Origin of the sequence: Megasphaera vaginalis (ex Srinivasan et al. 2021), assembly GCF_000478965.1 — a bacterium.
GTDB lineage: Bacteria > Bacillota > Negativicutes > Veillonellales > Megasphaeraceae > Megasphaera > Megasphaera vaginalis.
Genome location: NZ_AWXA01000053.1, coordinates 33207 through 57826, shown reverse-complemented (window position 1 = coordinate 57826; position 24620 = coordinate 33207). Strand labels below are relative to the sequence as shown.

Below are 24620 nucleotides of genomic sequence, written 5' to 3'. Positions count from 1 at the left end.
TCATCCCTTCTTATGTGCTTCTACGTAAGCAACGATATCATCAAAAGCAACACTGTCCTGCGCCTTTGTTTCCATATTGCGAATCTGTGCCGTCTGCGCCGTCATTTCCTCTTCACCGATAATGACCGTGTAAGCGGCGCCCAATTTATTAGCCGCTTTCATCTGCCCCTTCATGCTCCGCCCCATAACGTCGATCTCGGCATAAATACCGCGACGGCGCAATTCTTGCTGCCAGCCGAAGGCTATCGTCTTAGCGGCATTCCCCAAGGCAACGATAAAGACCGGTTTATTTTCCGGAACCGGCGGCAGCAGACCTTGCTCTTTCAACGTGAGCAGCAATCGTTCCATGCCGATGGCAAAGCCGATACCCGGCGTCGGCGGCCCGCCCACTTCGGCGATCAGGCCGTCGTAGCGGCCGCCGCCGCAGATCGTGCTTTGCGCGCCGAGGGGGGCATACATGATTTCAAAAGCCGTATTCGTATAATAGTCGAGGCCCCTAACCAACTGCGGATCCAGGATAAACGGAATGCCGATCTTCGTCAAATACGCCTGAACAGCGGTAAAGTGCGTTTTGCAATCGTCACAAAGATTTTCTGTCAATTGCGGCACGCCGAGAACCATCATTTTTTCGCCGTCTTCCTTGCAATCAAGAACGCGAAGCGGATTTTTTTCCAAGCGGGCGTTGCAGTCGTCACAAAGCATCTCCCTTTTATCGGCAAAGAAATCCAACAGTTTCTGACGATAAACAGGGCGGCATTTGGGACAGCCGACGGAATTCAAATGGAGAACCAAGTCGTTCAATCCCAGTTCATGAAAAAGCTGAAAAGCCATGACAATAATCTCGGCATCGACGGCCGGGTCCTTCGAACCGATCTCTTCGACGCCGAACTGGTTAAACTGCCGATATCTCCCCGCCTGCGGCCGATCATGACGAAACATGGGACCCATGTAATAGAATTTATGAATTTTCGGATCGCCATATAGTTTGTGCTCCAGAAAAGCGCGAACGACGGAGGCCGTATTCTCAGGCCGCAACGTCATGCTCCTTCCGCCGCGATCATCAAAGGTGTACATTTCTTTCGTGACGACATCGGTCGTCTCGCCGATACCGCGCAGAAAGAGCTCGGTACTCTCAAATATAGGTGTACGGATCTCGCCGAAGCCGTAGAGGCTGCAAATTTGCCGGATCTTCGCTTCCAGGATCTGCCATTCCGCCGTCTGCTCCGGCAGGAAATCCTGCGTACCCCGCGGTGCAGTAATTGCCATTATCTATCCTCTCCTCCATATACGACGGTACACAAACGACGGCGCTCTTCAAGCTGCGCCGCAAGTATCTGCCCGTAACGTGTAATATCTTTAGGCATGTAAAGCTTTTCCATCCGGTTCGATGTCGGGGAAATAAATTTGCTGGCGCTGCCCGGCCCGATGCCGATGACGGTCTGCCGTTCTTCCATCATCTCAATATTGTAACGACCGATCGCTCCCGGCAATGCGTACCCGATATTGGCCAAACCGGCGGCCATGTATTTCTGCCGATACAGATAATACGGTACATAGCCGGCACGTTGTAATTTCTCCCGGCAATAGTCTACCATTGCCGTCACCGCCTCCGCCGTGCCGATAGCGCGGCGCAAGTCGTGATGAAATAACGGAGCGCCCTTTTTTAATGCTAACGTATGAATTGTAACATTTTCGGGCCCCAATTGGCAAACGATTTCCATATTCTCCTGCATATTTTCCGGCGTCTGTCGCGGCAAACCGGCAATAAAATCCATATTGATCACAGGAAAAGCAAGTTTTTTGCACAAAGCCATCATGGTGTATATGTCTTCTATCCGATGCCGCCGTCCCAGCAGATCCAAGAGCGGTTGTTGCATGGTCTGCGGATTGACGCTGATCCGATTGACACCGTATCGCTTCAGCAACTGCAACTTCTCTGCCGTCGCCGTATCGGGCCGACCCGCTTCCACCGTCCATTCCGTCGCCGCCGTCACCAAGGGCTGCAAAATTCGCAATAACCGCTCCAGAAGCGGCAGCGGCAAACACGTCGGCGTCCCGCCGCCGACATAGACGGCATCGACAGTAAGAGCAAACTCGCGGCATAAAGCGGCGGCAGCAGCCCCATCCGCTTCCAGCCGCGCCAGAAAGCCGGCCAAATGCGAAGGCTCTTCGCCGCCGATCAGCCGTGACGGAAAAGAACAGTACAAGCAATGGCTGGAACAGTAGGGAATACTGACGTAAACGGCTGCCCTGCGCTGCCGGTTCGTTACATAGGGACGCTGCAGAAGCGCCATTTTCACCAATTCGGAAGCCGTTTTTTCCGCAACGCCATAGGTCTCCTGTAACCGGCCAACAGCCGCTTGCGGTGAAACGCCGCTGTCCAAAATATGATGTACCAGTTTGGTAGGACGTACACCGATCAAAGATCCCCACGGTGACGGCGGCAAATGATAAATGTCGCGATGCCATTGCAGCAGATAATCTTTCATTTCCTGCCGCTCCCGCCGTGCCGTCAGTAAGGCCTGCCGCTCCGCAACGGCGCCTGCCTGGAGAAAGCGGCAACAGAGACGGCAGTTGCCGCCGCTTTCCTCAATGACGACCTGCGCGCCGACAGTACGCGGCTCATGACCGCCGCTATACCCCAGACAGGCCATGATCTGTCCGACATGGGAATGATACGTTTCAGGCCCCCTGTAGGTATAGGACTCGCGCCGATCAGGCATCCGCCGTTTCCTTATCAAGTCCGTCAGCTTGCCGCTTTTTTTCACATTCTTCGCAATAGCCGTAAACTTTCAGCTGATGATCGACTGTGTGGAAATGAAGGCGTTTCTGCAAAATCGTTTCCAACGTTTCCAGCAAATCGTCCTTGCATTCCCAAACCTTGCCGCAGCTGAGACAAATCAGGTGATGATGAAAATGGCCGTCTTCTTCGCAGTCGTTCAATTCATAGCGGCTGCAGCCGTCGTCAAAATCGAGCTTTTTCAACAGATCCATTTCCGTAAAAAGATCGAGCGTGCGGTATACGGTCGCCAAGCCGATATCGGGCGCAACTTTTTTGACGATTTCAAAAACATCTTCAGCACTCAAGTGACGGGCCGAACTTTCAACAAAAGCGCGAAGTACGACTTGCCGCTGTGACGTCATTTTGTATTTTTTATCCTTAATTTTGTCCTTCATGCGCTTCATCATCAGTTCCAGGACTTCTTCTTTCGTTTTTTCCACAGGAATCATCTGCCTTTTCTTTGTATGAATTATAAAACCATAAGTGCTTGCCTATAATTTGGAGAACCGCCGTTATCGGAACGGCCAAAACCATTCCCGTCACGCCGAAGAGCGTCCCGCCTACGAGAAGAGAGATCATGATGACAACGGGATGGATGCTGATAACGGCCCCCATAACTTGCGGCATGATCAAGTGACTGTCCATTTGCTGGACAACGACATAAAAAACGAGTACCTTCACAGCCAATGGCAAATCGACGGTTGCGCCGAGCAAAACTGCCGGAACGGCGCCGATAATCGGACCGATGATCGGTATCCATTCCGTGACAGCCGCCAGAAGACCGATAACCATAGGATAGGGCACGCCCATGAACCACATACCGCAAAATGTCAGCGTCGCAATGATGCAGCTCATCAGCAGCTGACCGCGAATATACCGGCTCAGGACGTGATGTATCTCAATGAAGACCTGTCGGATATGAGCCGTATAGCCGGGCGGATAAATGGCGATAAAGGAATTGACCATCTTCTTGCCGTCTTTCATGAAATAGAAGGTAATGAAAGGTACGACAAAAAACTCGACAACAGTACCGGCAATGACGAAAATGGACCTGATCAGATCGCGAATGCCGTCAATACCGTAATTGCTGATCTTGACAAAGGTGTCGTTGATAACGGCTTTCACCTGATCAGGCACATAGAACTGCGTCTGCTCATTTTCCAACTGTGTGACCAAGGCCGCCATCTGATTGACGATGGTATTGAAATTGGCGGCCAGTAAATTGACCTGCGCCAGGAGCGGCCGCAAAATAATGTTGGTAATAATGAACAGGGTCAAAAGCAGTACGGCAAAGGAAAGAATGATAGACACACCGACAGGCACATCCCGCTTCGTTATCTTTTTCAGCCCCTTGCCGATACCGTCCCGGACAGGAATCAAGACGAACGTGATGATCAGCGATACGACAACGGGCCAGTAAACGGCATGAACCGACAGGAAGAGTGCAACGGCAAAAACGGCGAGTACGACGCGCAGCCAGAATTGAGCTTCCTTATAGGCCGTCATCAGTTACCAGCTCCCATCCAGGAACGGGTTGTTCAGCCGCTCTTTGCCGATTGTCGTCGCCGGCCCGTGTCCAGGCAGAACGACAGTCTCATCAGGCAAAGCCATCAGCTTCGTATTGATGCTGTCCAATAGCGTAGCCGCCGAACCGCCGTACAGATCGGTCCGGCCGATGGAATATTGAAAGAGCGTATCGCCGGAAAAGACAACGCCTTCGCCGTATAAGCTGATTCCGCCCGGTGTATGCCCAGGCGTTTCATAGGCCGTAAACGTCAAGGTCCCCAACGTAATTGTATCCCCGTCATGCACAATATAATCAGGCGATTCACATTCAATGGGCTTGCCCATAAAAGCAGATAAATTATTATGTGAATTGGAAATAAGCGCCACATCGCCGGCGCCGACATAGACGGGAACATTTTTCCGTATCCGCAGTTCCTGCAGCGCGCCGATATGATCGGCATGACCGTGCGTCAGAAAAATCAATTTTAACGTTAACGACTTTTCCCGCAACGCGGCGTCAATTGCCTGGTAATCCCATGCCGGATCGACAACCATCGCTTCTTTCGTCGCATCGTCGTAAACGACGTAACAATTCGTCATAATCGATCCGAGCATCATCATTTCATATTTCATTGACATTGCACATGCCTCCTAAAAAGTTTTCCGACTATCCAGCAAAATCGTCACCGGGCCGTCATTTTCCAGCGACACGACCATTTCCGTCCGGAACCTGCCTGTGCCGACGGTGATGCCTTGCCGTTCTACGTGGCGAACAAAATCGGTATACAGTAATTCCGCCAGCTCCGGAGCCGCCGCTTCCGTAAAACTCGGCCGTCTGCCACGACGCGCATCACCGCAAAGCGTAAATTGCGATACGACGAGCATTTCTCCGCCAAAATCCAACAACGAACGGTTCATCTTTCCCTTATTGTCTTCAAATATCCGCAAGTTAACTATTTTTTCCGCCAAGTATACCGCATCTGCCGGCCCATCTTCCCTGGCTACGCCGAGAAGCACGGTCAAGCCATGCGCCGCCGTCCCGACCAGTTCCCCCGCCGACGTGACGGACGACTGTAAGGTCCGTTGTACTACTGCCCGCATCAAGTACCTCCCGTATATCGATCAACTGTATAAACATCTTTCAAGCGCCGTATTTTCGTAGCGATGAACTCGAATTGCGACAAATCTTTAATGCTGATTCCCATGTGGATCGTCACTATTTTGGCATCGTTTATTTTGGCATTCATGGCAACGATGGAAATTTTCAATTCCGCCAGCGCCGCCATAATTTCGGCCATAATGCCGGTACGGTCATAGGCCGTAATTTCCAGGTTAACTTCAAAGGTCTCGGTGCCGCCATAATCCCATTCCACATCGATAAGCCTGTCGATATCGGCCTGTTCGTTACTGATATTGGGGCAGTCGGCGCGATGAACGGAAACGCCGCGACCTCTCGTAATAAAGCCGACAATCGGATCGCCGGGAACGGGACTGCAGCATTTTGCCAAACGGACGAGAAGACCTTGTTCTCCCTTTACCAGGATACCGGAGCCGCTCTTATGCACCGTTTTTTTCGGCCGCAGCTTTTCGATCACGTCAATATTCGACAGTTCTTCCTTCTGCACATCCTTTTTGTGGAATTCGAGAAGTTTAATCAGCACCGTATTCACGGCAAAACCGCCGTACCCGACGGCAGCCGTCAAATCCTCTTCACTGCCGGCATTCATTTGCTTGGCGACGCGGGCTAAACGGCCGCTTTTATTGAGTTCCTTCCAATCATGGCCGAGGCGCCGGCATTCTCGTTCCAGCGCTTCCATCCCTTTGACAATATTTTCTTCGCGATTTTCCTTTTTGAACCAACTGCGAATTTTCGACCGGCTCTCCGAGCTGCCTACTATTTTCAGCCAGTCAAGACTCGGCTTGCCCGTTTTTGACGTAACAATTTCGACAATGTCGCCGTTTTTCAACGCATAATCGAGAGGCACGATTTTGCCGTTTATCTTCGCGCCCACGCAACGATGACCGACATCGGTATGAATCCGATAAGCAAAATCGATGGGAATGGCACCTTGCGGCAAATCGATGACGTCACCGCGCGGCGTAAAAACGAAAACTTCATCGGAAAAAGCGTCCAGTTTCAAGGCGTTAACAAATTCCTGGGGATTGCTCGTATCCTGCCATTCCAGCAAATTACGGAGCCAGCCCATCTTTTCGTCAAACTCGTTCTTACCGCCGTTGGCATTTCCTTCTTTGTAACGCCAATGCGCCGCAACACCGTATTCGGCAATGTGATGCATATCCCAGGTTCTGATCTGAATTTCTACTGGCTGCCCGCGCGTACCGATGACAGTTGTATGGAGTGATTGGTAATTATTGGGTTTCGGCATGGCGATATAATCTTTAAACCGGTAAGGAAGGGGCTTCCAAAGGCTGTGTACAATGCCCAAAACGCCGTAACAGTCCTGTACCGTATCAACGATGACCCGGATGGCGTACAGATCATAGACCTGACTCAAGTCGCGGTTATCTTTTTTCATTTTTTTATAAATACTGTAAAAATGCTTCGGCCTGCCGTTGATTTCAAAACGTATCTGCGATTCCCCCAACGATTTGCGCAGCACTTCAATCGCTTCATTCACAATTTCTTCGCGAACATGACGCTTCTGTTTCATCTGATCGACAAGATCATAGTACTTGTCCGGTTCCAAGTACCGGAAGGAGAGATCTTCCAATTCCCATTTAATATTGAAGATCCCCAACCGGTGCGCCAAAGGCGCAAAAATCTCCAGCGTTTCCTGGGCAATCCGCTTCTGTTTGTCGCTGCGCATATATTTCAAGGTACGCATATTATGCAGCCTGTCAGCCAGCTTGATGACAACGACGCGAACGTCTTTCGCCATGGCCAGAAACATTTTCCGCATACTGTTGATCTGCTGATCTTCTTTGGTACGATAATCAATGCGGCTCAATTTCGTTACCCCGTCAACGAGGAACGACACTTCTTTGCTGAAAAGCCTCGTCAGATCATCAAGAGTACATTCCGTATCTTCGACAACGTCATGAAGTATGGCCGCTGTAATCGTCGTCGTATCTATTTTCATATCGGCCAGAATCTGTGCCACTGCCAGGGGATGCAGAATATAGGGTTCACCGCTGACACGATGCTGTTCCTGATGGGCGCTTTCGGCCAATTCATAAGCTTTTTTTACGTCACTGCAATCAGCTGCAGGCTGGTACTCGCGTATCGTATTCACCAAGCGCCTGAATTCTTCTTCCTTATTTTTAAACTCCATATCGATTCCCCCTAGTGGCTGCCGTATTGCATATACGTAGCCGATGCCGCCAGACTCATCTTCCCTTCGATCGGCGGCAAGTCACAATATGTTTCATCTTTCTCGCTGTGAACCGTCAATATCTCCAACTCGCGAAAGACCTGCAACGCCGCCTTGACGACATGTCCCGTATAACGGCCGTCCTCAAGGGTGATCAATCGGCGTTCCAATTCCCATAACGGCAACCGCCGCCGGGCGGCCAACAAGCCCTTCATTTCTTTGTAAATATCGGCCATGACAGCCCGATTCAAAACGACCGACGGCGCATCGGCATGAATATCTTGCAGAACCATTTGCGGCGAAACGCTCCCGTTGAATTCATTGCGCTCCAATTGAAAAGCCAATTCCGCATAATCACCGGAAAGAATATCGCCGTACCGGTCGGCCATGGACCAACCGACACCGCTGACCCGCCGCTTTTCACCGGCGACAATGCGTAAATGATTTCGTTCTTTGCCGATCGTTCTCACTTCAGCCAATCTGCATCGCGGAGAGGCAAAAACGGGACGGCTGTTGGCCATGCCGTACGGTTCCAACAGGCTGAGCTCGTCAATAAGCGCGAGCGATATGTCCTCTAGCGGCAACGTCCAGTCAACGGCTACCGTCGGAATATAATCGCTTGCCGCCAAATGTGCGGCTGCATATGCCTGCAGCCGCTGCCGCAAGGGTTCAATATTTTCGGCCCTTACGGAAAAGCCGGCCGCCATCGTATGGCCGCCGTACTGGATCAACAGATCATCGGCGCTCCGCAAGGCCTCATACATATTGAAATTGCGGATACTGCGGCAAGATCCTTTGCCGACACCGTCTTTTACGGTAATAACCAGGGCCGGCCGATAGTACCGTTCCACCAGCCGGGAAGCGGCAATACCGATGACCCCGCTGTGCCAGCCTTCCTGATAAACGAGAAGCACTCCATCTTCCGCCTGCCCCTTTGCCTCTATCTGCGCTATCGCCTCTTCGGCAATCATGTGTTCCACTTGCTGCCGTTCCCGGTTCAATTCGCTTAACGACGCCGCGATAACGGCCGCCTTCTCCGCATTTTCTTCCAGCAATAATGCCGCTCCCCGTTCGGCATGACTGAGGCGCCCCGACGCATTCAGCCGCGGCGCCAGCGTAAAAGCGACACGCCCCGAAGAAACGGCTGACGCCGTGAGTCCGGCTGCCGTTATCAACGCCTGAATACCGATATTGCTGCCTTTTTTCATCCGTTCCAGTCCGTGGCGCACAAGAATTCTGTTTTCCCCCGTCAGCGGCACCAGATCCGCGATCGTACCTAAGGCGACGATTTCCGTGAAAGCCGTCAGCGCTTCCTTAAAATGACGCTGCCATAAAGCTCTGGCCAAGGTAAAAGCGACGCCGACGCCGGCCAAGTCCTTGCACGGATAGGCGCATCCCGACTGCTTCGGATTCAATACGGCAACGGCCTGCGGTAATGTTTCCGGCGGCTGATGATGATCGGTAACGATAATATCCAGTCTTGTTGAAAACTCATTGATCAACGCTGTTGACGAAATGCCGCAGTCAACGGTGATCAGCAAATCCGCCGTTCCCCGCGACAACTGCTGCAAGGCTTCCCTGTTCAGTCCGTATCCTTCACTTTGCCGTTCCGGTATATAAAAAGAGGCAACGCCGCCAAGAGCGGTCAATACCTGCTGCAACAAAGCCGTCGACGTAATGCCGTCAACATCATAATCCCCGTAAATGACGATCTTTTCCTTTTTCTTCACAGCTTGAAGGATCCGATTGACAGCCTTCTCCATCCCCTGCATCAGAAAAGGATCGCCGCAGTCGTCAATTGTGTCGTATAAAAAATGCCTGCCCGCCTCTGCAGTGCGAATCTGCCGATTCCACAAAACATGGGCCGTTGCCGGCGATATATGCAATTTTTCAGCCAGCTGCTCCAATAGCGAGGCAGGAACAGCTTCATTAATCCATTTCTTCATGAAATCACAACGCATTCTCATAAATAATCACTATCAATTATGTTTTTATTTTATCATATTCTATTCTCAAAATAAAGCGTCGTATTCATAAATAATTCCTCATTTTACGTACTTTTCACTTTTATGAGAATGAGAAAAGTCTAAAAAAACGGCCGTAACTATTATCTGTATTTTATTACCATATCGGAAAAATAGCTGGAACAATAAACGGAACCGGCGCCGGCGACTTATCCCGTATTGGGTACCGTTGTTTTCTGCCCCTTATTCCGTCTGCGCCTTTTACAAAAAAAAGGTGAGCCCATAAAGGGCTCACCTTTTATAAAACAGTTTATTTCGCCATTTCTTCTTTCAATACTTCCGCCAACCGTTTGATGCCTTCAACAATGCGGTCTTCAGGCATATTCGAATAATTCAGACGGAAATGATTGGCATTGCCGCCGTTCGGATAGAACGGGCCGCCGGGAACGTACGCTACATTTTTGGCCAATACTTTCGGCATAATTTCCTTTGCATCCATACCTTCCGGCAAAGTTACCCACGTAAAGAGACCGCCTTCAGGGAAGGTGTAGGTAACGCCTTCAGGGAAATATTCTTTCATGCTGTCGCACATTAACGTGCGGCGTTTGGCATAGAGGGCTTTGATTTTTGCAACATGAGCGTCCAGATCGAACATATCGATAAAGAAAGACGCCTGCCGTTGTGCGAACGAAGAGGACTGCAAATCAATGGCTTGTTTCAATTTAACCATCTTGTCGATGATTTCCGGATTAGCCACCATCCATCCTATACGCAGGCCGGGCATGAAAATCTTCGAGAAGGAACCGAGGAAAATGACATTTCCCTTCGTGTCCATCGATTTCAAGGACGGAACGACGTCGCCGTCATAACGAAGTTCGCCGTACGGATCATCTTCGATAATGGGGAAATCGTATTTATTGACAATATCCATAACGGCTTTGCGGCGTTCCAAAGGCCACGTGATGCCCGTCGGGTTCTGGAATTCGGGAATAACATACATCATGCGAACGCGATCATTTTCCGCCAAGATTTTTTCCAACGCTTCCGGAATAATGCCTTTATCGTCGGTCGGTACTTCGATGAATTTCGGGAAAGACAGTTTAAACGCGTTAATAGCGCCGAGATACGTCGGGCTTTCTACGAGAACAACGTCATCTTTATTCAGGAAGATCTGTGCCAACATGGACAACCCTTGCTGCGAGCCTGAGGTAATAATAATTTCTTCCGCCTTGCAGTCAACTTGAAACGCCTGTTTCATACGAGCGGCGATTTTTTCACGTAACGGATTATACCCTTCCGTCGTCCCGTATTGAACGGCTGCCTGACCTTCTTTGGCCAAAATTTCAACGTCAACCTTTTTCATTTCTTCCAACGGAAACAGCTCCGGAGCCGGAAGTCCGCCGGCAAAAGAAATTACTTCCGGCATCGTCGTCAACTTCAACAATTCGCGGATTTCAGAAGCCTTCAAACTCATTGCAAGATCAGAAAATTTCATTACAGTCACTCCTTCTTCTAAACACTTTACCATTATGACAAAATAAAAAACGCATACCTTATGATTTTATTATATCATTGGTATGCGTTCTTTTCAATTCTATTTATGTGAAAAATAAATTAAAGTTTTACGTTTATCTTCATCCATTTGCTCAATAAGTTCCTGCGTCGTATCAAACCGCTCTTCTCCTCGAATACGCTTATAAAAACGCAGGGAAACGGTCTTTCCGTACAAGCATCCCTGCCAATCGAAGACATTGGTTTCTATTCGCCTGTACTGATTGGAAAACGTCGGGTTGTCACCGATGTTGGTCATCGCCCGGTGCCAGGTGCCGTCAACTCGGATCCGTGTGGCATATACGCCGTCAGGCGGCATAGCCATATGCGGCGGAAGCAGCATGTTGGCAGTAGGAAAACCGATGGTTCGTCCCCGCCGATCGCCTTTGACAACGATTCCTTCCACTTCAAACGGACGGCCCAACAACAGCGCCGCCGTCTCCATGTGCCCCATACAGACCAGCTTACGAATAGCCGTGCTGCTTATCGGCGATGCTTTACCAGGTCGTTCCAGGAGAGAAAGGGCATGAACGGGAATATCATATCGGCTCATAAAAGCCCGCAATGTTTCCGTATTGCCTGCAGCCTTGCTCCCATAGGTAAAATTCGCTCCGACGACGATGGCGCTCGGTTGTATATACTGTATGAGTTGTCGGCAAAAATCATCGGGCGATTCGTCAATAAGCTGTCGGTTCATAGGCAGTAACACCAGCGCATCAATGCCGATTTCCTCGATGTAGCATGTTTTTTGCGCTACCGTCGCCAGGCGCAGCGGTTCATGTTCCGGCGCCAGAATCGATAACGGATGCGCAGCAAAGGTGACAACAGCAGTCAGACAGCCTTTTTGACGGCCAATCGCCATTGCCTTCTCCATGACCTTCCGGTGCCCCCTGTGCACGCCGTCGAAGGTCCCTAACGCGACGACGGAATGACTGATTCCCTTTATTTCCTGAAAAGAGTGAAAAACGTTCATCTGTAATTAACCTCATCCCATCTGTGCAAACATTTTATGCGGACGCAAAACGTGATGTTCCTGATCGAAGCGGGCAATACCGACCAATCGATCGTCCTGCCCGTATACGCGAACGACACTTCCTGCGGACAAACAAGGTCCGGCAAAAGGAACCGCTTTCCCCTGAAGCAGTTCGCCGCATTGCCTTTCATTGAGGGCCGCCGCCGGCAGCCCCCGAATCGCCGTATCAGGCGGCAAGATGTACTGTTCCGGAGTCGCCCTCAATTCTTCCAGCGTCGCAGCCTCAGCAATCGTGAAAAGGCCTGCTTCCAAACGCACGAGATAAGTCATACAGGCACAGCAGCCCAACCGTTCGCCCAGATCGCAGATCAGTGAACGGATATAGGTCCCCTTGGAGCAGGTGATTTCCAAGAGACCGCGTCCCTGCGCCGCATCGTATGCCAACAGCTGTGCGGCATGAATTTCCACAGTGCGGACCGGCATTGCAAAATCCGCACGCTGACGTGCCAATTTATATGCTTTGACGCCGTTAATGCTGATCGCCGAATAACGTGACGGCCTCTGATCGACAAGGCCTGCGAAAGATGCGACAACGGCTTCCAACTCCGCAACCGTCACCTGCGGCAGCCCGCTTTCGGCCACGACGACACCTGTACTATCTTCCGTATCCGTAGAAAACCCGAAAGCAAACTCGCCGCGATACGTTTTCACGTCGCTGTCGCCATACTCGATCAGCCTCGTTGCCTGTCCCAAATAAACGGGCAGGACACCGGCCGCCAGAGGATCGAGAGTGCCGGAGTGGCCGACCTTTTTCAGCTGATAAATGCGCCGCACCTGTCCGACAACATCGTGGCTCGACATGCCCGACGGCTTCAGCACATTGATGATCCCGTTCATCATAAAGCCTTCATGATTTCTGCGGCAATCATCTTTTTAGCAGCCGCCAACGAGGCGAAGATCGTGCAGCCTGCCGCTCTGACATGACCGCCGCCGCCGAAGACGGCGGCTATGGCGTTGACATCAACTGTTTTGGAACGCAAGCTGACACGCGTTTCCTCAGGGCGCTCGTATTTCACGGTGAAAGCGACATCGACGCCGCTGATATTGCGGGCATAATCGATATAACCGCCTGTATGTTCGCCGGTATATTGCAGCAGCTCCGGGGTAAAAGCAATGCAGGCAATCCGTTTCCCGCCGAGAAGTTCCACCTTATTTAACACTTCCGAAAGCGCTCTGATCTTCTGCCACGGGCAGGCGTCCAGGTGTTCGGAAATAACATTGGGCAGCGCACCGGCATCAACGAGGGCCGCCGCCGTCCGCAATGTATGTCCCGTCGTATTCCCGAATTTGAAAAAGCCGCAATCCGTGGCGATGGCGAGATAAAGCGCCGTCGCCATCGTCGGCGTAATTTCCGTCCGCCACGATTGGAAAAGCGAGGTCAGTACTTCGCCGGCAGCGGCATGATCGGTGCGAATATATTCCCAGTCGGCAAAATGCTCATTCGAAATATGATGATCAAGATTGAGTACCTTTCCCTGCATCAACGTTTCTACCGCACCAGTCCGGCTCTTTGCCGTCGCGTCCAGAACGACCGTAAGCCACGACGCGTCGACAGTCACCGCGTCGGGCTTCTTGATCTCTGCCGCTCCCTGAAGAAAAGAAAAGGTGTCGTCAATCGTATCATCGATAACGGCGACAACGGTCTTCCCCTGCCGCTGCAACCATTCATACAGAGCCAACAACGTGCCGATCGCATCGCCGTCGGGGCTGACATGAACAGTCAGCAATATCTTGTCATATTCGTCAAAAATACGGCGTATTTCTTGCGGTGTCGTGTTCATGACTGCACTCAATCCTTTTTATCCATATCGGTCAGCAGCTTATCGATCTTCATGCCGTAATCAATAGAGGTGTCTTCCTTGAATGCGATCATCGGTGAATACCGAATCCCCAGTCGCCTGCCGACTTCGGAACGAATATATCCGTTAGCGCTCTGCAAGGCCTGCAACGTCTCTTTTTTCGCGGCATCATTGCCAAAAAGACTGACATAGACCGTCGCCTCTCGCAAGTCGCCGGTAATCCGGGCATCGGTGACCGTAACAAAACCGACGCGGGGATCCTTCAGTTCCTGCAAGATAATCTGTGAAACTTCCTGCTTGATAAACTCTTGTATTTTGCGTATTCGTAACTCTCCCATGGATTTCCTTTCCGGACATTATTCCGGCGCGACTTCCACCATTTCATAGGCTTCAATCTCGTCGCCCTCTTTAATGTCACGATAGTTTTCCAACGTAATCCCGCATTCGTATCCCTCTACAACCTCTTTGACATCGTCCTTGAAACGACGCAGGCCGTCGACTTCTCCTTCATGAACGACGATACCGTTGCGGATCAGCCGAATCTTCGACGAATTGGTAATCTTGCCTTCTTTGATATAGGAGCCGCCGACAATAACCTTCGGCGTCGTAATGACCTTACGCACTTCGGCACGCCCGAGGATATGTTCTTCATACTTTTTATCGAGCATCCCCTTAATAGCCGCTTCCACATCGTTAATGGCATCGTAAATGACGCGGTACGTACGCATGTCAACGGTTTCCCGTTCCGCCGCCTTGCGGGCCGCCGCATCGGGCCGGACATTGAAGCCGATAATCAGCGCATTCGACGCCGAAGCCAACATGATGTCGGATTCCGTAATGGCGCCGACACCGGAGTGTACGATGGAAATACGGACTTCATCGCTCTTGATCGCCATCAGCGACTGACTGAGCGCCTCTACGGAACCTTGCACGTCACCTTTGACGATGAGCGACAATTCTTTCAATTCACCTTGTTGTATCTGGTTGAACAGATCGTCAAGCGTCACCTTGGCGTTGACATGAAGTTCAGAGGACCGCTTCTTTTCAGCCCGTTTTTCCGCTACGGAACGGGCCGTCTTTTCATCCGTCACATGAAGAATATCACCGGCCTCCGGCACATCGTTCAACCCCAGAATTTCGACGGGAATCGACGGTTCCGCCTTCTTCACCCGTTCGCCGCGTTCACTGTTCATGGCGCGGACTTTGCCGAAGCAGGTTCCGACGATGATCGTATCGCCGACATGAAGCGTTCCCTTCTGGATCAGGACGGACGCGACAGGGCCGCGACCTTTATCCAGTTTGGCTTCGATGACGACGCCTTGTGCCGGACGATGGGGATTGGCCTTGAGATCGGAGACTTCTGCAAGGACGAGAATGTTCTCCAGCAATTCATCCAAGCCGATCTTCGTGTGAGCCGAGACGGGAACCATAATTGTATCGCCGCCCCAGTCTTCGCTGATCAGCCCGTATTCCGTGAGTTGCTGCATGACATTCTGCGGCGCAGCGCTTTCCTTGTCGATTTTATTGATGGCGACAATGACGGGAACGCCGGCGGATTTGGCATGGTTGATGGATTCGATGGTTTGCGGCATGACGCCGTCATCTGCGGCGACGACAAGAACGGCAATATCCGTAACCTGTGCACCGCGGGCACGCATGGCCGTAAACGCTTCGTGCCCGGGCGTGTCCATGAAAACGATCTTCCTGCCCTTATACCGTACCTGATAAGCGCCGATATGCTGCGTAATACCGCCGGCTTCGTGACTGGTAACGTTAGTTTCGCGAATCGCATCGAGCAGGCTGGTTTTGCCGTGATCGACGTGTCCCATGATCGTGACGACAGGCGGACGAGTCTGAAGAGAATCTTCGGCATCGATAATTTCTTCGATTTCCGTCGGATCCTCCGGCGCCGCCTCCATCGTTACGGCAACATTGAATTCATCGGCAATCAGTACAGCCGTATCGTAATCGATCTCCTGATTGATCGTCGCCATAATGCCGCCCATAAGGAGCCGTTTAATGACTTCACCGACTTCACGCCCCAATTTTTCGGCAAAATCTTTTACACTGATCATTTCCGGCAGTTCGATCGCCGTCGGATAGTTTTTCTTGCGCGCCGGCGCCGCATTTACCTGGTTTTGCTGATTATGCTGCGCCTGACGGTTATTTTTATTCTTCTTGCCTTTCCCCTTATTCAGCACATTGGAAAGAAGCGTGTGTGGCCGACTGCCGCTCCCCTTGGCGTTGCCGCCGTTCTTATTGCCGTGGTTTTGGGTGCGGCCGCCTTTGCCGTGACCACTGTCACCGCTTTGCTGACTATGACCGAAATACTTCGTCCGTTTGGCCTCGCCCTGTTTATGCTGGCCACCCTGTGTCCCCTGAACCGCACCTCCGGCGCGGTTGTCACGCTGTTCTGTCTGCTGGTTGCGCCGCCCATTGGCGGTATTCTGGCGGTTGCCGCGGTTCTGTTGGGCGCCGTTCTTTCCGCTCTGGCCGTGACGCTGCGCGCCTTGCTGACCGTCGCGCTGCTGGCCGTTTTGATTGCCCGACTGCTTACTTCGGTTATCAGGCATCTGCCGAACGCTGCGATCCTTCTGCCGCTGTTGCCGCCCGTCTGCCGCATCAGTCGCTTTTCGCTGCCGCGCTTCGCGCTGCTGCGGCGGTCTTACGGCGGCGGCTTGCGGTGTTTTACCGCCCTGCCGGCCGGCGCTCTGTTGCGGTTTCGGCGCATCCCCTTGCTTCTTTCCTTTAAAACTCTTATCCAATATGGATTGTATTTTATCGTCAACGCCGGTAAAATTACCGGCCTTTATATTATGTTCAGCCAACTTTTGAATAACTGACTTTGTCGGCACGCCATATTCACGTGCGGCTTCAAATATTCGTTTTGTCGTCATCTAGTTACCCCCTTCAGTTAGTACGTAACACGTCTTCTATGGCTTTGGCAAATCCCTTGTCGGTGATCAGAACGACAACGCTTTGTTCTTTCCCCAGGGCATTGCCCAATTCTTCTTTCGTATATATTTCCAATAAAGGAATCCTCTTCTGTTCTGCCAGTCTCCTGTAATTTCCGGCCGTTTCACTGCTGCCGTCACTGGCCAGGAAAGCCAGAGGAACCGTCTTTTTCTTCAAGTATTTATCGACTGCAAAGGCGCCGCTTACCGTCTTGCCGGCACGCTGGGCAAGACCAAGCAGACTCAATACGCTGCCATCTTTCATGTCAGGCTTTGCCGCAACGATTCATAAATTTCTTCAGAAACATTCGTTTTCAACGAACGTTCCAGTCGATGCTCCTTATATGCCTTTTCCAGACAGGCTGCATCGCGACAGACATAAACGCCGCGGCCCGCTTTTTTGCCGCTCTCATCAATTTCCACGACATTCTCCGGCGTGCGAACGATACGAGTCATTTCCTTTTTGCTCTTCTGCGCCTGACAACCTGCACAGACGCGGAGGGGAATCTTCCTTTTCTTGATCATTGCGGCCTCCTAATTCTCGTCGGCACGTGCTGCCTGCAATTCGTCAGGTACGCCCATTTCCGCCATCAGATCCACATCGGTACCGGCGTCGGCGGCAGCCGCCGGCAGCGCCTCACCGGCCTGACTTTCACTCTTAATATCGATCTTCCAATTTGTCAATTTAGCAGCAAGCCGCGCGTTCTGACCGGCTTTGCCGATCGCCAGCGACAGCTGATAATCGGGAACGACGACGCCGGAAGTCTTGTTCGCTTCATCTACGGTAACCGAGATGACCTGCGCCGGACTCAAGGCATTGGCTATATAGACGGCCGGATCTTCATCCCATTTCACGATATCTATTTTTTCATTCTGCAATTCGGTCACGATATTCTGCACGCGCGTCCCCTTCGGACCGACACAGGCGCCGACGGAATCGACATTTTCATCGCGCGAGTAAACGGCAATCTTGGATCGGCGTCCCGGTTCACGGGCAACGGATTTCAATTCAACGACGCCGTCGTAGATTTCCGGCACTTCCAGTTCAAAGAGGCGCCTGAGCAACCCCGGATGAGTCCGCGACAAAAGGATCTGCGCTCCTTTTGTCGTCTTGCGGACTTCGACGACATAACACTTGATCCGTTGCCCCATGACATAAGTTTCCGTCGGGATCTGTTCCGATACCGGCAGGACAGCTTCCGCCTTCCCCAAATCGACATACACATTCTTCTGTTCAATGCGTTGAATGATACCGGTTATAATGTCATCGGTGCGATTCGAAAATTCATCGTAAACGATACTCCGTTCCGCTTCACGCAAACGCTGAATCATCACCTGTTTGGCCGCTTGTGCCGCAATGCGGCCGAAATTCTTCGGTGTCACATCGATATTGACGACATCGCCTTCTTCGTAATCCTCATCCAGCTTCTGCGCTGCCGCCAGCGAAATCTCCGCCAACTCGTCGGTCACTTCGGAAACAATCGTCTTAGCCGCCATAATACGGTACTCGCCGTTGGTCCGATTCAATTCGACAACAGCGTTCGGATTGGCGTCCGGTTCCTTTTTATAAGCCGTGATCAGTACGGCTTCCAACGAATCACAGATAACATCGGGTGAAACGCCCTTCTCCTTCGACAAAAATTGAATTGCATTCAGTAGCTCTTTATTCACTTCCATAACCTCCAACTAGAAATCTATGTGCAGTCTGATCTGTGCGATATCCTTTTGATCGATCGTCCTTTCACCTGACGCCGTACGAAGGGTAATCCGGCGGTCGGTGCTTCTGCCGACCAATTCCGCAACCAACAGCTTCGCACCTTCATAGGGCTTAAAAAAATGAACGTCAACCTGCCTGCCTTGATACCGTATAAAATCGGAATCCCGTTTGAGAATGCGATCCAAGCCGGGAGATGATACTTCCAGCAAATAATTCTCTTTTATCGGATCTTTTTCATCCAACACCCGGCTCAGTTGTTCACTGACCTTCTGACAGTCTTCCAGATCGACGCCGCCTTCCTTATCAATAAAGACGCGCAAATACCAATCCCGTTCACGGACGTATTCGACATCGACCAATTCCAACGGCGTATGAGCGATAATCTCCGTCACTTCCCGAGCTACAAATTCTTCAACTTTTTCTTTTTTCATGACCGTCACCATTTGCCTTTGCTAACGTATTTGCATAAAAGTTGAGAGCGGGTTTCCACCCACTCTCAAAAATAAACGTCTCGTTTCTTTCAGTATACCACTATCGACGATCCGTGACAACGCAGAGCACGCGCCGGGCCTATCTGTCCGCCTCAATCCGCAGCCTGGAAAGAACGGGAACGAGATGCTTCTGCAGCGTCCCTTTCAAGACCTTCAGTTCTTTGCTGTCAAACTCATGCACCAAGTTGGGAAAATTATGTATCCGCTGTTCTGCAAAAAAATCATCGCGAAGCACGTTGTACATGAGCGAAAGGCCGCTTTTCGTTTTACCGTCGTAATACGCCAGGATCATATAGGAACCGTTAATGATGCGTACAGCTTCTCCCGGACAAATGATCCGCGTAAAACCTGCGCACGTTTCCGGCAAAAACTCATCCCAAGCGACGACAGGCACGCCTTTCCGCTTCAGGATCTCGCTGAAATTCCGTTCCCGGTGTACATAGTCGGCGTCGATACGGTCGGCCAATCGCGTCTCCGTCATCTGCCGGAACAGCTCGAAATCATCGGTAATGAATTCGATCAAAACGAACTCAAGCATCCCCAGATCCGTACGCAGTGAAAATTCTTCCGACTGCAGATTCAAAACGGCACGAACAGACCAGCCGTTATTGTCATTGCGATAAGAAAACAGCAGATATTCGACAGCTTCACCGCCTTTCTCGATCATCTCTAAATGGCGGTGTAACTTAAAATCTCCCACCTGAGGTGGGAGAATATCAAGGATATTCCATTGTGTTATACGTGCAATCAAAGCATCATTCATAGGTAAAGTAAAATGGTGCGGTTGGCGGGAGTTGAACCCGCACGACCAGAGGTCACTGCCGCCTGAAGACAGCGCGTCTGCCATTCCGCCACAACCGCATAATAACTAGAAATCATACAACTTTCTGTACTCTTCTTGATTTTGCAATACTACTTTAACATATTCTCGCGTTTCTGAAAAGGGGATTTCTTCAATTTTTGAAAAACTTTTATCCCAACCGTATTCCTGCATCCATTCGTCGACATGGCCGCGGCCGGCATTATAAGCTGCCAGAGCCAGGATTTGATTACCGTCGTACTCTCGCAACAAGTAGGAGAGGTACCACGTCCCCATCTTCAAATTTTGCTCTACATCTTTCAGCATTTCAGGCGTAAAATGCTGAATACCCATCTGTTCCGCTATCCACGCGCCCGTTTCCGGCATAATCTGCATCAAGCCGCTGGCGCCGCGATGAGACGAAGCGCCCTGGTTGAACTTGCTCTCCGCTAGGATAACGGCGGCGACCAACGCAGGATCCACCTGATCCTCACGGGCATACGTCTGAAGCGTCACGCCGTAATCCATGGGAAATACGTATTTCTGCACCAAAACATGACGCCATGAGACGAAATAGGTTCCGGACAGAACGACCAGTATAATTGCCGTTATAAGATTTCCCTTATGGTATCGACTGCGTTTCAATACTATCTCCCTGGAGACCAAAATTTGACATCAGCCTATTCCAGCAATGCCGAACCTGCTCCCGTGTCGCATCGACAGCACCGGTATTATCAATGATGACCTGTGCCAACGCCCGTTTCTCCGTTATCGGAAGTTGGGCGCGCATACGTGATAAAGCTTCGGCCTCCGTATACCCGTTTCGCTCCATTAAACGGCATAACTGCGTCTGAGGATCAACGTATACGAGCCAAACTTCATCAACATACGCATCATATTTTATCTCAAATAGCAGGGGCATGTCAAGAAATATGAACGGATATTTTGCATTATTTTCCCATGCCGTAATATGCTCGTCAATTTCTTCCATAATCAGCGGAAAGAGGATCTGCTCCAGCTTTTTCTTCGCGCCGTCGTCCCCAAAAACGCAGGCGCCTATATACTGCCGATCCATCGTGCCGTCAGGCAGCAGCGTCTGCGGGCCGAATGCGGCGGCTACCGCCGCCAGCCCCGGTGAAGACGGCCGGACGACATGCCTTGCCAAACCGTCACAATCGATCACGGCGGCGCCAAGAGTACGGAGCATAGCCGTAACTGTGCTTTTCCCCGATGCAATACCGCCTGTAAGCCCGATCCGATACAACCGAATTCCTCCCTTATCGTTGACACCGACGACAGTAATGCGTACCTCTGCCGCCTTGCTTGACGTATGTAATAAGTGTGCCGCAACGTTTGCAAGGTTGTCCCTCTCTGCCGTAAACGGCAAGGTTCTCCCTGTTTTTTCCCTCATTGCCGCTGCCGTCGACAAAATCACGAATCGTCGTGCCGCCATGAGCGATACCTTCCGCCAACACCTTGCGGATCGCCGCATGCAGCCTGTCGGAAGCGGCACGGCTGATGCGGCTGCAACGTCGCGCCGGCCGGATGCCGGCCAGAAAAAGCGCTTCGTCGGCATAAATATTACCCAATCCCGCCACTGCCGACTGGTCCAGGAGCAACGTTTTAATGCGCCGCGTCGAAGCATGCAACAACTGCCACAAATAGTCGGCCGTAAAGGCCTCGCCGTTACCGTCAGGCCCCAACGAATCATACCCCTTGACGCCAGTTTCTCCCTGCTGCGGCACGAGCCAAAAACAACCGAAAGTACGCACATCTCCATAGACGAGACAGCCTTTATCCAAGGTGAAGATCAAATGACTTGACGGCGGAACGGGCCGTTCGTCGGAAAGGTAGCGCAGCGTGCCGGTCATGCGTAAATGAATTAACAGCATCGACGCATCATCAAGTTGCACGCCGAGGTATTTTCCCTTGCGCGTTACAGATCGGATCCGCCGTCCCGTAAGAGCACCGATAAATGCAGTCGCCGTCCTGTTTTTGAGGAGGCGCGGCAACCGCACTTCCACGGCCTCGATGCGCCGTCCTTTCAAAGTCCGAGCCAAATAAGCGCGGACAGTCTCCACTTCCGGTAATTCAGGCATGATCTCCTCCTATTTTGCCGCTTCCCAATCTTTGCCCCAGTGAATGTCCACAACGAGAGGTACCGCTAAAGTCACGACTTGTTCCATCGTTTCTTTCAGCAAAGCCGCCGCCGTTTCCCGCTCCGCCGCCGGAACTTCCAGAACCAGTTCATCATGGACCTGGACGAGAATGCGGCTTTTGAGATTTTCTTTCTCCAGTTTTTCCTGCACCTGATTCATGGCTATCTTGATGATATCGGCGGCGCTGCCCTGAATAGGCGTATTCATCGCCGTCCGTTCGGCAAAAGATCGGCGGGTAAAATTCTTGCTGTTGATCTCCGGCAACGGCCGAATTCTGCCGAACATCGTCTTGGCGATGCCCCGTTCCCTCGCGTCATCAATCAGGCTGTCCAAATATTTCCGTATCGTTCCGTACCGGTCGAAATAAGATGTAATATAGTTCTTGGCCTGTTGCCGCGTAATGCCTAAATTGCGTGCCAGACCGAAATCGCTGATACCGTAAATAATGCCGAAATTTACGGCCTTGGCGTGAGACCGGAGTTCAGCAGTGACCTCTTCCCACGGCACACCGAAAACCTCTGCCGCCGTGCGGCGATGAATATCCTGGTTTTTCCGAAAACCGTCAATCATCGTCGGATCCTGCGACAGATGTGCCAGCAGACGCAGTTCAATCTGCGAATAGTCGCCGGACAGAAGATAGTCATACCCGGGTCCTGGTACGAAAAACGAACGGATCTTTCGTCCCTGTTCCGTGCGAATCGGTATATTCTGCAAGTTCGGATCGGAACTGCTCAGTCTTCCTGTCGCCGTCACCATCTGGTTGAAAGACGTGTAAATACGCCCCGTTTCCGCTGAGATCAACGGCTCCAGCCCGTCCAGATACGTCGAGATCAGTTTTTTTAATTCCCTGTAGCGCAGTACCTTGGGAATCAGCGGATGCAGTCCGCTCAATTCCTCCAATACGGCTTGATCCGTCGAATAACCGGTCTTCGTCTTCTTGATGAGGGGAAGTCCGAGTTTTTCAAAAAGAACGACGCCGAGCTGCTTCGTTGAATTTACATTAAACACCTCTCCGGCGGCATCATAAATTTCATTTTCCAAGGTATCGGCCTCAAGCGACAGCTGCCGATCCATTTCTTCCAAACGCTGCCGGTCGACGGCAAAGCCCGTCATCTCCATGACGGCCAAGGTATGGAGCAACGGACGCTCGATCTCATTGTACAACGGCAGCAGCTCGTGCTGCGCCAAGGCGGCGTCGATTGGCGGCCATAAACGATAGACAAAAGCGGCACAGGCCGCCGCCTGCCGCGCCTCATCGCCCGCGTCTTCCCGAAAATCCACGGCAAAGGCTTCGGACAGATACGATAAACCGTACGCCGTCCGTGACGGGTCAAGCAGATACGCCGCCAGCGTAACATCACGCACGGCGATTCGCCGGCCGCCCGTAATCCCATAGGCCGCTTTCAACAATTTTTTCCCGTCCGAAGTGATAACACCGGCCGCCGTCGATAATGCCTGAACATAGGTCTCCAAATCCGCCGCCGCAACAAGGAGAACACCGTCTTCCGTCGCAATGGCCAAAGTCCGAAAAGAAGGCGCCGGCTGCCCGGCCGCATAGACGGCCTCCGCCGCAACGAGCCGACGACACAACCGTTCAGGCGGGAAATCTTCCTTCGTGAGCAAAGTCATATCCGGCACAGTCGTTTCCACCGTTTCCAAGTCGGCAAAGCGATCAAAAGATGCCAATCGGGCCAAAAGGTTTTTAAACCCCAAGGTGCGAAACAACTCCGTCACTTCACTGACGCGAGGGTGCGGCAGGAAATCAGCCAAGCCGTACGCCAACGGCACATCACAGCGAATCGTCGCCAGTTCCCGGGAAAGGAGGGCCTGCGCATGATTGTCAGCCAACTTTTCCCGCAACTTCTTGCCTTGCACGTCATCAAGATGATCGTAGACTCCCCGTACCGTTCCGTAAGCATCCAACAGCTTCAACGCCGTCTTTTCTCCGACACCGGGTACGCCGGGAATATTATCGGCGCTGTCGCCCATGAGCGCTTTCATCTCAATGACCTGCGCCGGCCCGTATCCGTACGTTTCCCGCATTACTTCCGGTGTGACAGCCAACATATTGGTTATCCCTTTTTTAGTCAGGTAGACGGTAATCCTGTCATCAACAAGCTGAAGCGCATCACGGTCCCCGGTAATAACGGCGACGTCCAGATCGGCAACCTCTCTGGCCAGCGTGCCGATAATATCGTCGCCTTCATAGCCTTCCACTTCCAGAACACTGATCCCCAAACAGGCCAGCACTTCGCGAATCAGAGCAAATTGGGGCCGCAACTCGTCAGGCGCCGGCTTGCGCGTCGCCTTATACCCGTCATACAGTTCATTGCGGAACGTATGCTTATCCTTATCAAAGGCAACGGCAACGTATTGCGGATTGATTTCCTCATAAAGCTTCAACAACATTGTGAGGAACCCGTATACGGCATTCGTATAATTCCCATGACTGTCGGTCAGCGTCGGAATGGCGAAAAAAGCCCGATATAACAGACTGCTGCCGTCAATGATCATCAGCTTTTCCTTCATAATT

The 24620-nt window shown here is 51.6% G+C and carries 23 protein-coding genes and 1 tRNA gene; all 24 read right to left on the bottom strand.

All coding sequences use genetic code 11. The annotated features are described in order from the left end of the window. The 24 genes from hisS to polA all read right to left on the bottom strand — a co-directional run bounded on the left by hisS (position 1) and on the right by polA (position 24616). Positions 1-1266 (bottom strand): histidine--tRNA ligase, encoded by a 1266-nt coding sequence (gene hisS / locus HMPREF1250_RS09440; RefSeq protein ID WP_023054443.1) that lies wholly within the window; start codon positions 1264-1266, stop codon positions 1-3. Continuing rightward, positions 1266-2723: a coproporphyrinogen dehydrogenase HemZ gene (hemZ, locus tag HMPREF1250_RS09435; protein WP_023054389.1), complete on the bottom strand. Its 1458-nt coding sequence runs from the start codon at positions 2721-2723 to the stop codon at positions 1266-1268. Before hemZ ends, hisS begins: the two co-directional genes overlap by 1 nt. After that, complete coding sequence (locus tag HMPREF1250_RS09430) at positions 2716-3189, bottom strand: Fur family transcriptional regulator (protein ID WP_023054468.1); 474 nt, start codon at positions 3187-3189, stop codon at positions 2716-2718. Before HMPREF1250_RS09430 ends, hemZ begins: the two co-directional genes overlap by 8 nt. Further along, positions 3161-4288: an AI-2E family transporter gene (locus HMPREF1250_RS09425; protein WP_023054412.1), complete on the bottom strand. Its 1128-nt coding sequence runs from the start codon at positions 4286-4288 to the stop codon at positions 3161-3163. The genes HMPREF1250_RS09430 and HMPREF1250_RS09425 overlap by 29 nt, the downstream gene beginning before the upstream one ends. Positions 4289-4291: 3 nt before the next feature. After that, on the bottom strand, positions 4292-4927 hold the full coding sequence (locus HMPREF1250_RS09420) for an MBL fold metallo-hydrolase (RefSeq protein ID WP_023054490.1): 636 nt from the start codon (positions 4925-4927) through the stop codon (positions 4292-4294). A gap of 12 nt (positions 4928-4939) precedes the next feature. Then, positions 4940-5389: a D-aminoacyl-tRNA deacylase gene (gene dtd / locus HMPREF1250_RS09415; RefSeq protein ID WP_023054420.1), complete on the bottom strand. Its 450-nt coding sequence runs from the start codon at positions 5387-5389 to the stop codon at positions 4940-4942. Beyond that, positions 5389-7581 (bottom strand): RelA/SpoT family protein, encoded by a 2193-nt coding sequence (locus HMPREF1250_RS09410; RefSeq protein ID WP_023054493.1) that lies wholly within the window; start codon positions 7579-7581, stop codon positions 5389-5391. The genes dtd and HMPREF1250_RS09410 overlap by 1 nt, the downstream gene beginning before the upstream one ends. A gap of 11 nt (positions 7582-7592) precedes the next feature. Then, entirely contained in the window at positions 7593-9566 is a 1974-nt protein-coding gene (gene recJ, locus HMPREF1250_RS09405) for a single-stranded-DNA-specific exonuclease RecJ (RefSeq protein ID WP_023054435.1), read from the bottom strand. A gap of 328 nt (positions 9567-9894) precedes the next feature. After that, positions 9895-11079, bottom strand: a complete 1185-nt coding sequence (locus HMPREF1250_RS09400; protein ID WP_023054506.1) for a PLP-dependent aminotransferase family protein — start codon at positions 11077-11079, stop codon at positions 9895-9897. Between the two features lie 99 nt (positions 11080-11178). Further along, positions 11179-12108 carry a bifunctional riboflavin kinase/FAD synthetase gene (locus tag HMPREF1250_RS09395; RefSeq protein ID WP_023054433.1) on the bottom strand — a complete coding sequence of 310 codons (930 nt, stop codon included), beginning with the start codon at positions 12106-12108 and terminating at the stop codon, positions 11179-11181. Between the two features lie 12 nt (positions 12109-12120). Then, positions 12121-13008, bottom strand: a complete 888-nt coding sequence (gene truB, locus HMPREF1250_RS09390; RefSeq protein ID WP_023054430.1) for a tRNA pseudouridine(55) synthase TruB — start codon at positions 13006-13008, stop codon at positions 12121-12123. Continuing rightward, positions 13005-13949 (bottom strand): DHH family phosphoesterase, encoded by a 945-nt coding sequence (locus HMPREF1250_RS09385; protein ID WP_023054491.1) that lies wholly within the window; start codon positions 13947-13949, stop codon positions 13005-13007. The genes truB and HMPREF1250_RS09385 overlap by 4 nt, the downstream gene beginning before the upstream one ends. Positions 13950-13957: 8 nt before the next feature. Then, positions 13958-14305, bottom strand: coding sequence for a 30S ribosome-binding factor RbfA (gene rbfA, locus HMPREF1250_RS09380; RefSeq protein ID WP_023054403.1), 348 nt, complete (start codon positions 14303-14305; stop codon positions 13958-13960). A gap of 18 nt (positions 14306-14323) precedes the next feature. Further along, positions 14324-16864 (bottom strand): translation initiation factor IF-2, encoded by a 2541-nt coding sequence (infB, locus tag HMPREF1250_RS09375; protein WP_023054462.1) that lies wholly within the window; start codon positions 16862-16864, stop codon positions 14324-14326. Positions 16865-16877: 13 nt separating this feature from the next. After that, the gene (locus HMPREF1250_RS09370; protein ID WP_023054416.1) at positions 16878-17186 is read right to left on the bottom strand and encodes a L7Ae/L30e/S12e/Gadd45 family ribosomal protein; all 309 of its coding nucleotides are present in this window, start codon (positions 17184-17186) and stop codon (positions 16878-16880) included. Then, positions 17183-17446, bottom strand: a complete 264-nt coding sequence (gene rnpM, locus HMPREF1250_RS09365; protein WP_023054500.1) for an RNase P modulator RnpM — start codon at positions 17444-17446, stop codon at positions 17183-17185. Before rnpM ends, HMPREF1250_RS09370 begins: the two co-directional genes overlap by 4 nt. Positions 17447-17455: 9 nt before the next feature. Then, positions 17456-18592 (bottom strand): transcription termination factor NusA, encoded by a 1137-nt coding sequence (gene nusA, locus HMPREF1250_RS09360; protein WP_036243197.1) that lies wholly within the window; start codon positions 18590-18592, stop codon positions 17456-17458. Between the two features lie 15 nt (positions 18593-18607). Continuing rightward, a complete protein-coding gene (gene rimP / locus HMPREF1250_RS09355) occupies positions 18608-19069 on the bottom strand; it encodes a ribosome maturation factor RimP (protein WP_036243195.1) in 462 nt (153 codons plus the stop codon). Between the two features lie 139 nt (positions 19070-19208). After that, positions 19209-19880, bottom strand: a complete 672-nt coding sequence (locus HMPREF1250_RS09350) for a hypothetical protein (protein ID WP_231391310.1) — start codon at positions 19878-19880, stop codon at positions 19209-19211. Positions 19881-19905: 25 nt separating this feature from the next. Next, a tRNA-Leu gene (locus HMPREF1250_RS09345) sits at positions 19906-19990 on the bottom strand. A 7-nt stretch (positions 19991-19997) separates the two neighbouring features. Beyond that, entirely contained in the window at positions 19998-20573 is a 576-nt protein-coding gene (locus HMPREF1250_RS09340; RefSeq protein ID WP_023054414.1) for a lytic transglycosylase domain-containing protein, read from the bottom strand. Continuing rightward, on the bottom strand, positions 20551-21192 hold the full coding sequence (gene coaE / locus HMPREF1250_RS09335) for a dephospho-CoA kinase (RefSeq protein ID WP_023054472.1): 642 nt from the start codon (positions 21190-21192) through the stop codon (positions 20551-20553). Before coaE ends, HMPREF1250_RS09340 begins: the two co-directional genes overlap by 23 nt. A gap of 13 nt (positions 21193-21205) precedes the next feature. Continuing rightward, entirely contained in the window at positions 21206-22027 is an 822-nt protein-coding gene (mutM, locus tag HMPREF1250_RS09330; protein ID WP_023054404.1) for a bifunctional DNA-formamidopyrimidine glycosylase/DNA-(apurinic or apyrimidinic site) lyase, read from the bottom strand. A gap of 9 nt (positions 22028-22036) precedes the next feature. Then, positions 22037-24616: a DNA polymerase I gene (gene polA, locus HMPREF1250_RS09325; protein ID WP_023054457.1), complete on the bottom strand. Its 2580-nt coding sequence runs from the start codon at positions 24614-24616 to the stop codon at positions 22037-22039. Between the last annotated feature and the right edge of the window lie 4 nt (positions 24617-24620).

Coding starts and splice junctions, on each gene's coding strand:
- hisS (WP_023054443.1), bottom strand. CDS start 1,266: ATGGCAATTACTGCACCGCGGGGTACGCAGGATTTCCTGCCGGAGCAG.
- hemZ (WP_023054389.1), bottom strand. CDS start 2,723: ATGCCTGATCGGCGCGAGTCCTATACCTACAGGGGGCCTGAAACGTAT.
- HMPREF1250_RS09430 (WP_023054468.1), bottom strand. CDS start 3,189: ATGATGAAGCGCATGAAGGACAAAATTAAGGATAAAAAATACAAAATG.
- HMPREF1250_RS09425 (WP_023054412.1), bottom strand. CDS start 4,288: ATGACGGCCTATAAGGAAGCTCAATTCTGGCTGCGCGTCGTACTCGCC.
- HMPREF1250_RS09420 (WP_023054490.1), bottom strand. CDS start 4,927: ATGTCAATGAAATATGAAATGATGATGCTCGGATCGATTATGACGAAT.
- dtd (WP_023054420.1), bottom strand. CDS start 5,389: ATGCGGGCAGTAGTACAACGGACCTTACAGTCGTCCGTCACGTCGGCG.
- HMPREF1250_RS09410 (WP_023054493.1), bottom strand. CDS start 7,581: ATGGAGTTTAAAAATAAGGAAGAAGAATTCAGGCGCTTGGTGAATACG.
- recJ (WP_023054435.1), bottom strand. CDS start 9,566: ATGAAGAAATGGATTAATGAAGCTGTTCCTGCCTCGCTATTGGAGCAG.
- HMPREF1250_RS09400 (WP_023054506.1), bottom strand. CDS start 11,079: ATGAAATTTTCTGATCTTGCAATGAGTTTGAAGGCTTCTGAAATCCGC.
- HMPREF1250_RS09395 (WP_023054433.1), bottom strand. CDS start 12,108: ATGAACGTTTTTCACTCTTTTCAGGAAATAAAGGGAATCAGTCATTCC.
- truB (WP_023054430.1), bottom strand. CDS start 13,008: ATGATGAACGGGATCATCAATGTGCTGAAGCCGTCGGGCATGTCGAGC.
- HMPREF1250_RS09385 (WP_023054491.1), bottom strand. CDS start 13,949: ATGAACACGACACCGCAAGAAATACGCCGTATTTTTGACGAATATGAC.
- rbfA (WP_023054403.1), bottom strand. CDS start 14,305: ATGGGAGAGTTACGAATACGCAAAATACAAGAGTTTATCAAGCAGGAA.
- infB (WP_023054462.1), bottom strand. CDS start 16,864: ATGACGACAAAACGAATATTTGAAGCCGCACGTGAATATGGCGTGCCG.
- HMPREF1250_RS09370 (WP_023054416.1), bottom strand. CDS start 17,186: ATGAAAGATGGCAGCGTATTGAGTCTGCTTGGTCTTGCCCAGCGTGCC.
- rnpM (WP_023054500.1), bottom strand. CDS start 17,446: ATGATCAAGAAAAGGAAGATTCCCCTCCGCGTCTGTGCAGGTTGTCAG.
- rimP (WP_036243195.1), bottom strand. CDS start 19,069: ATGAAAAAAGAAAAAGTTGAAGAATTTGTAGCTCGGGAAGTGACGGAG.
- mutM (WP_023054404.1), bottom strand. CDS start 22,027: ATGCCTGAATTACCGGAAGTGGAGACTGTCCGCGCTTATTTGGCTCGG.
- polA (WP_023054457.1), bottom strand. CDS start 24,616: ATGAAGGAAAAGCTGATGATCATTGACGGCAGCAGTCTGTTATATCGG.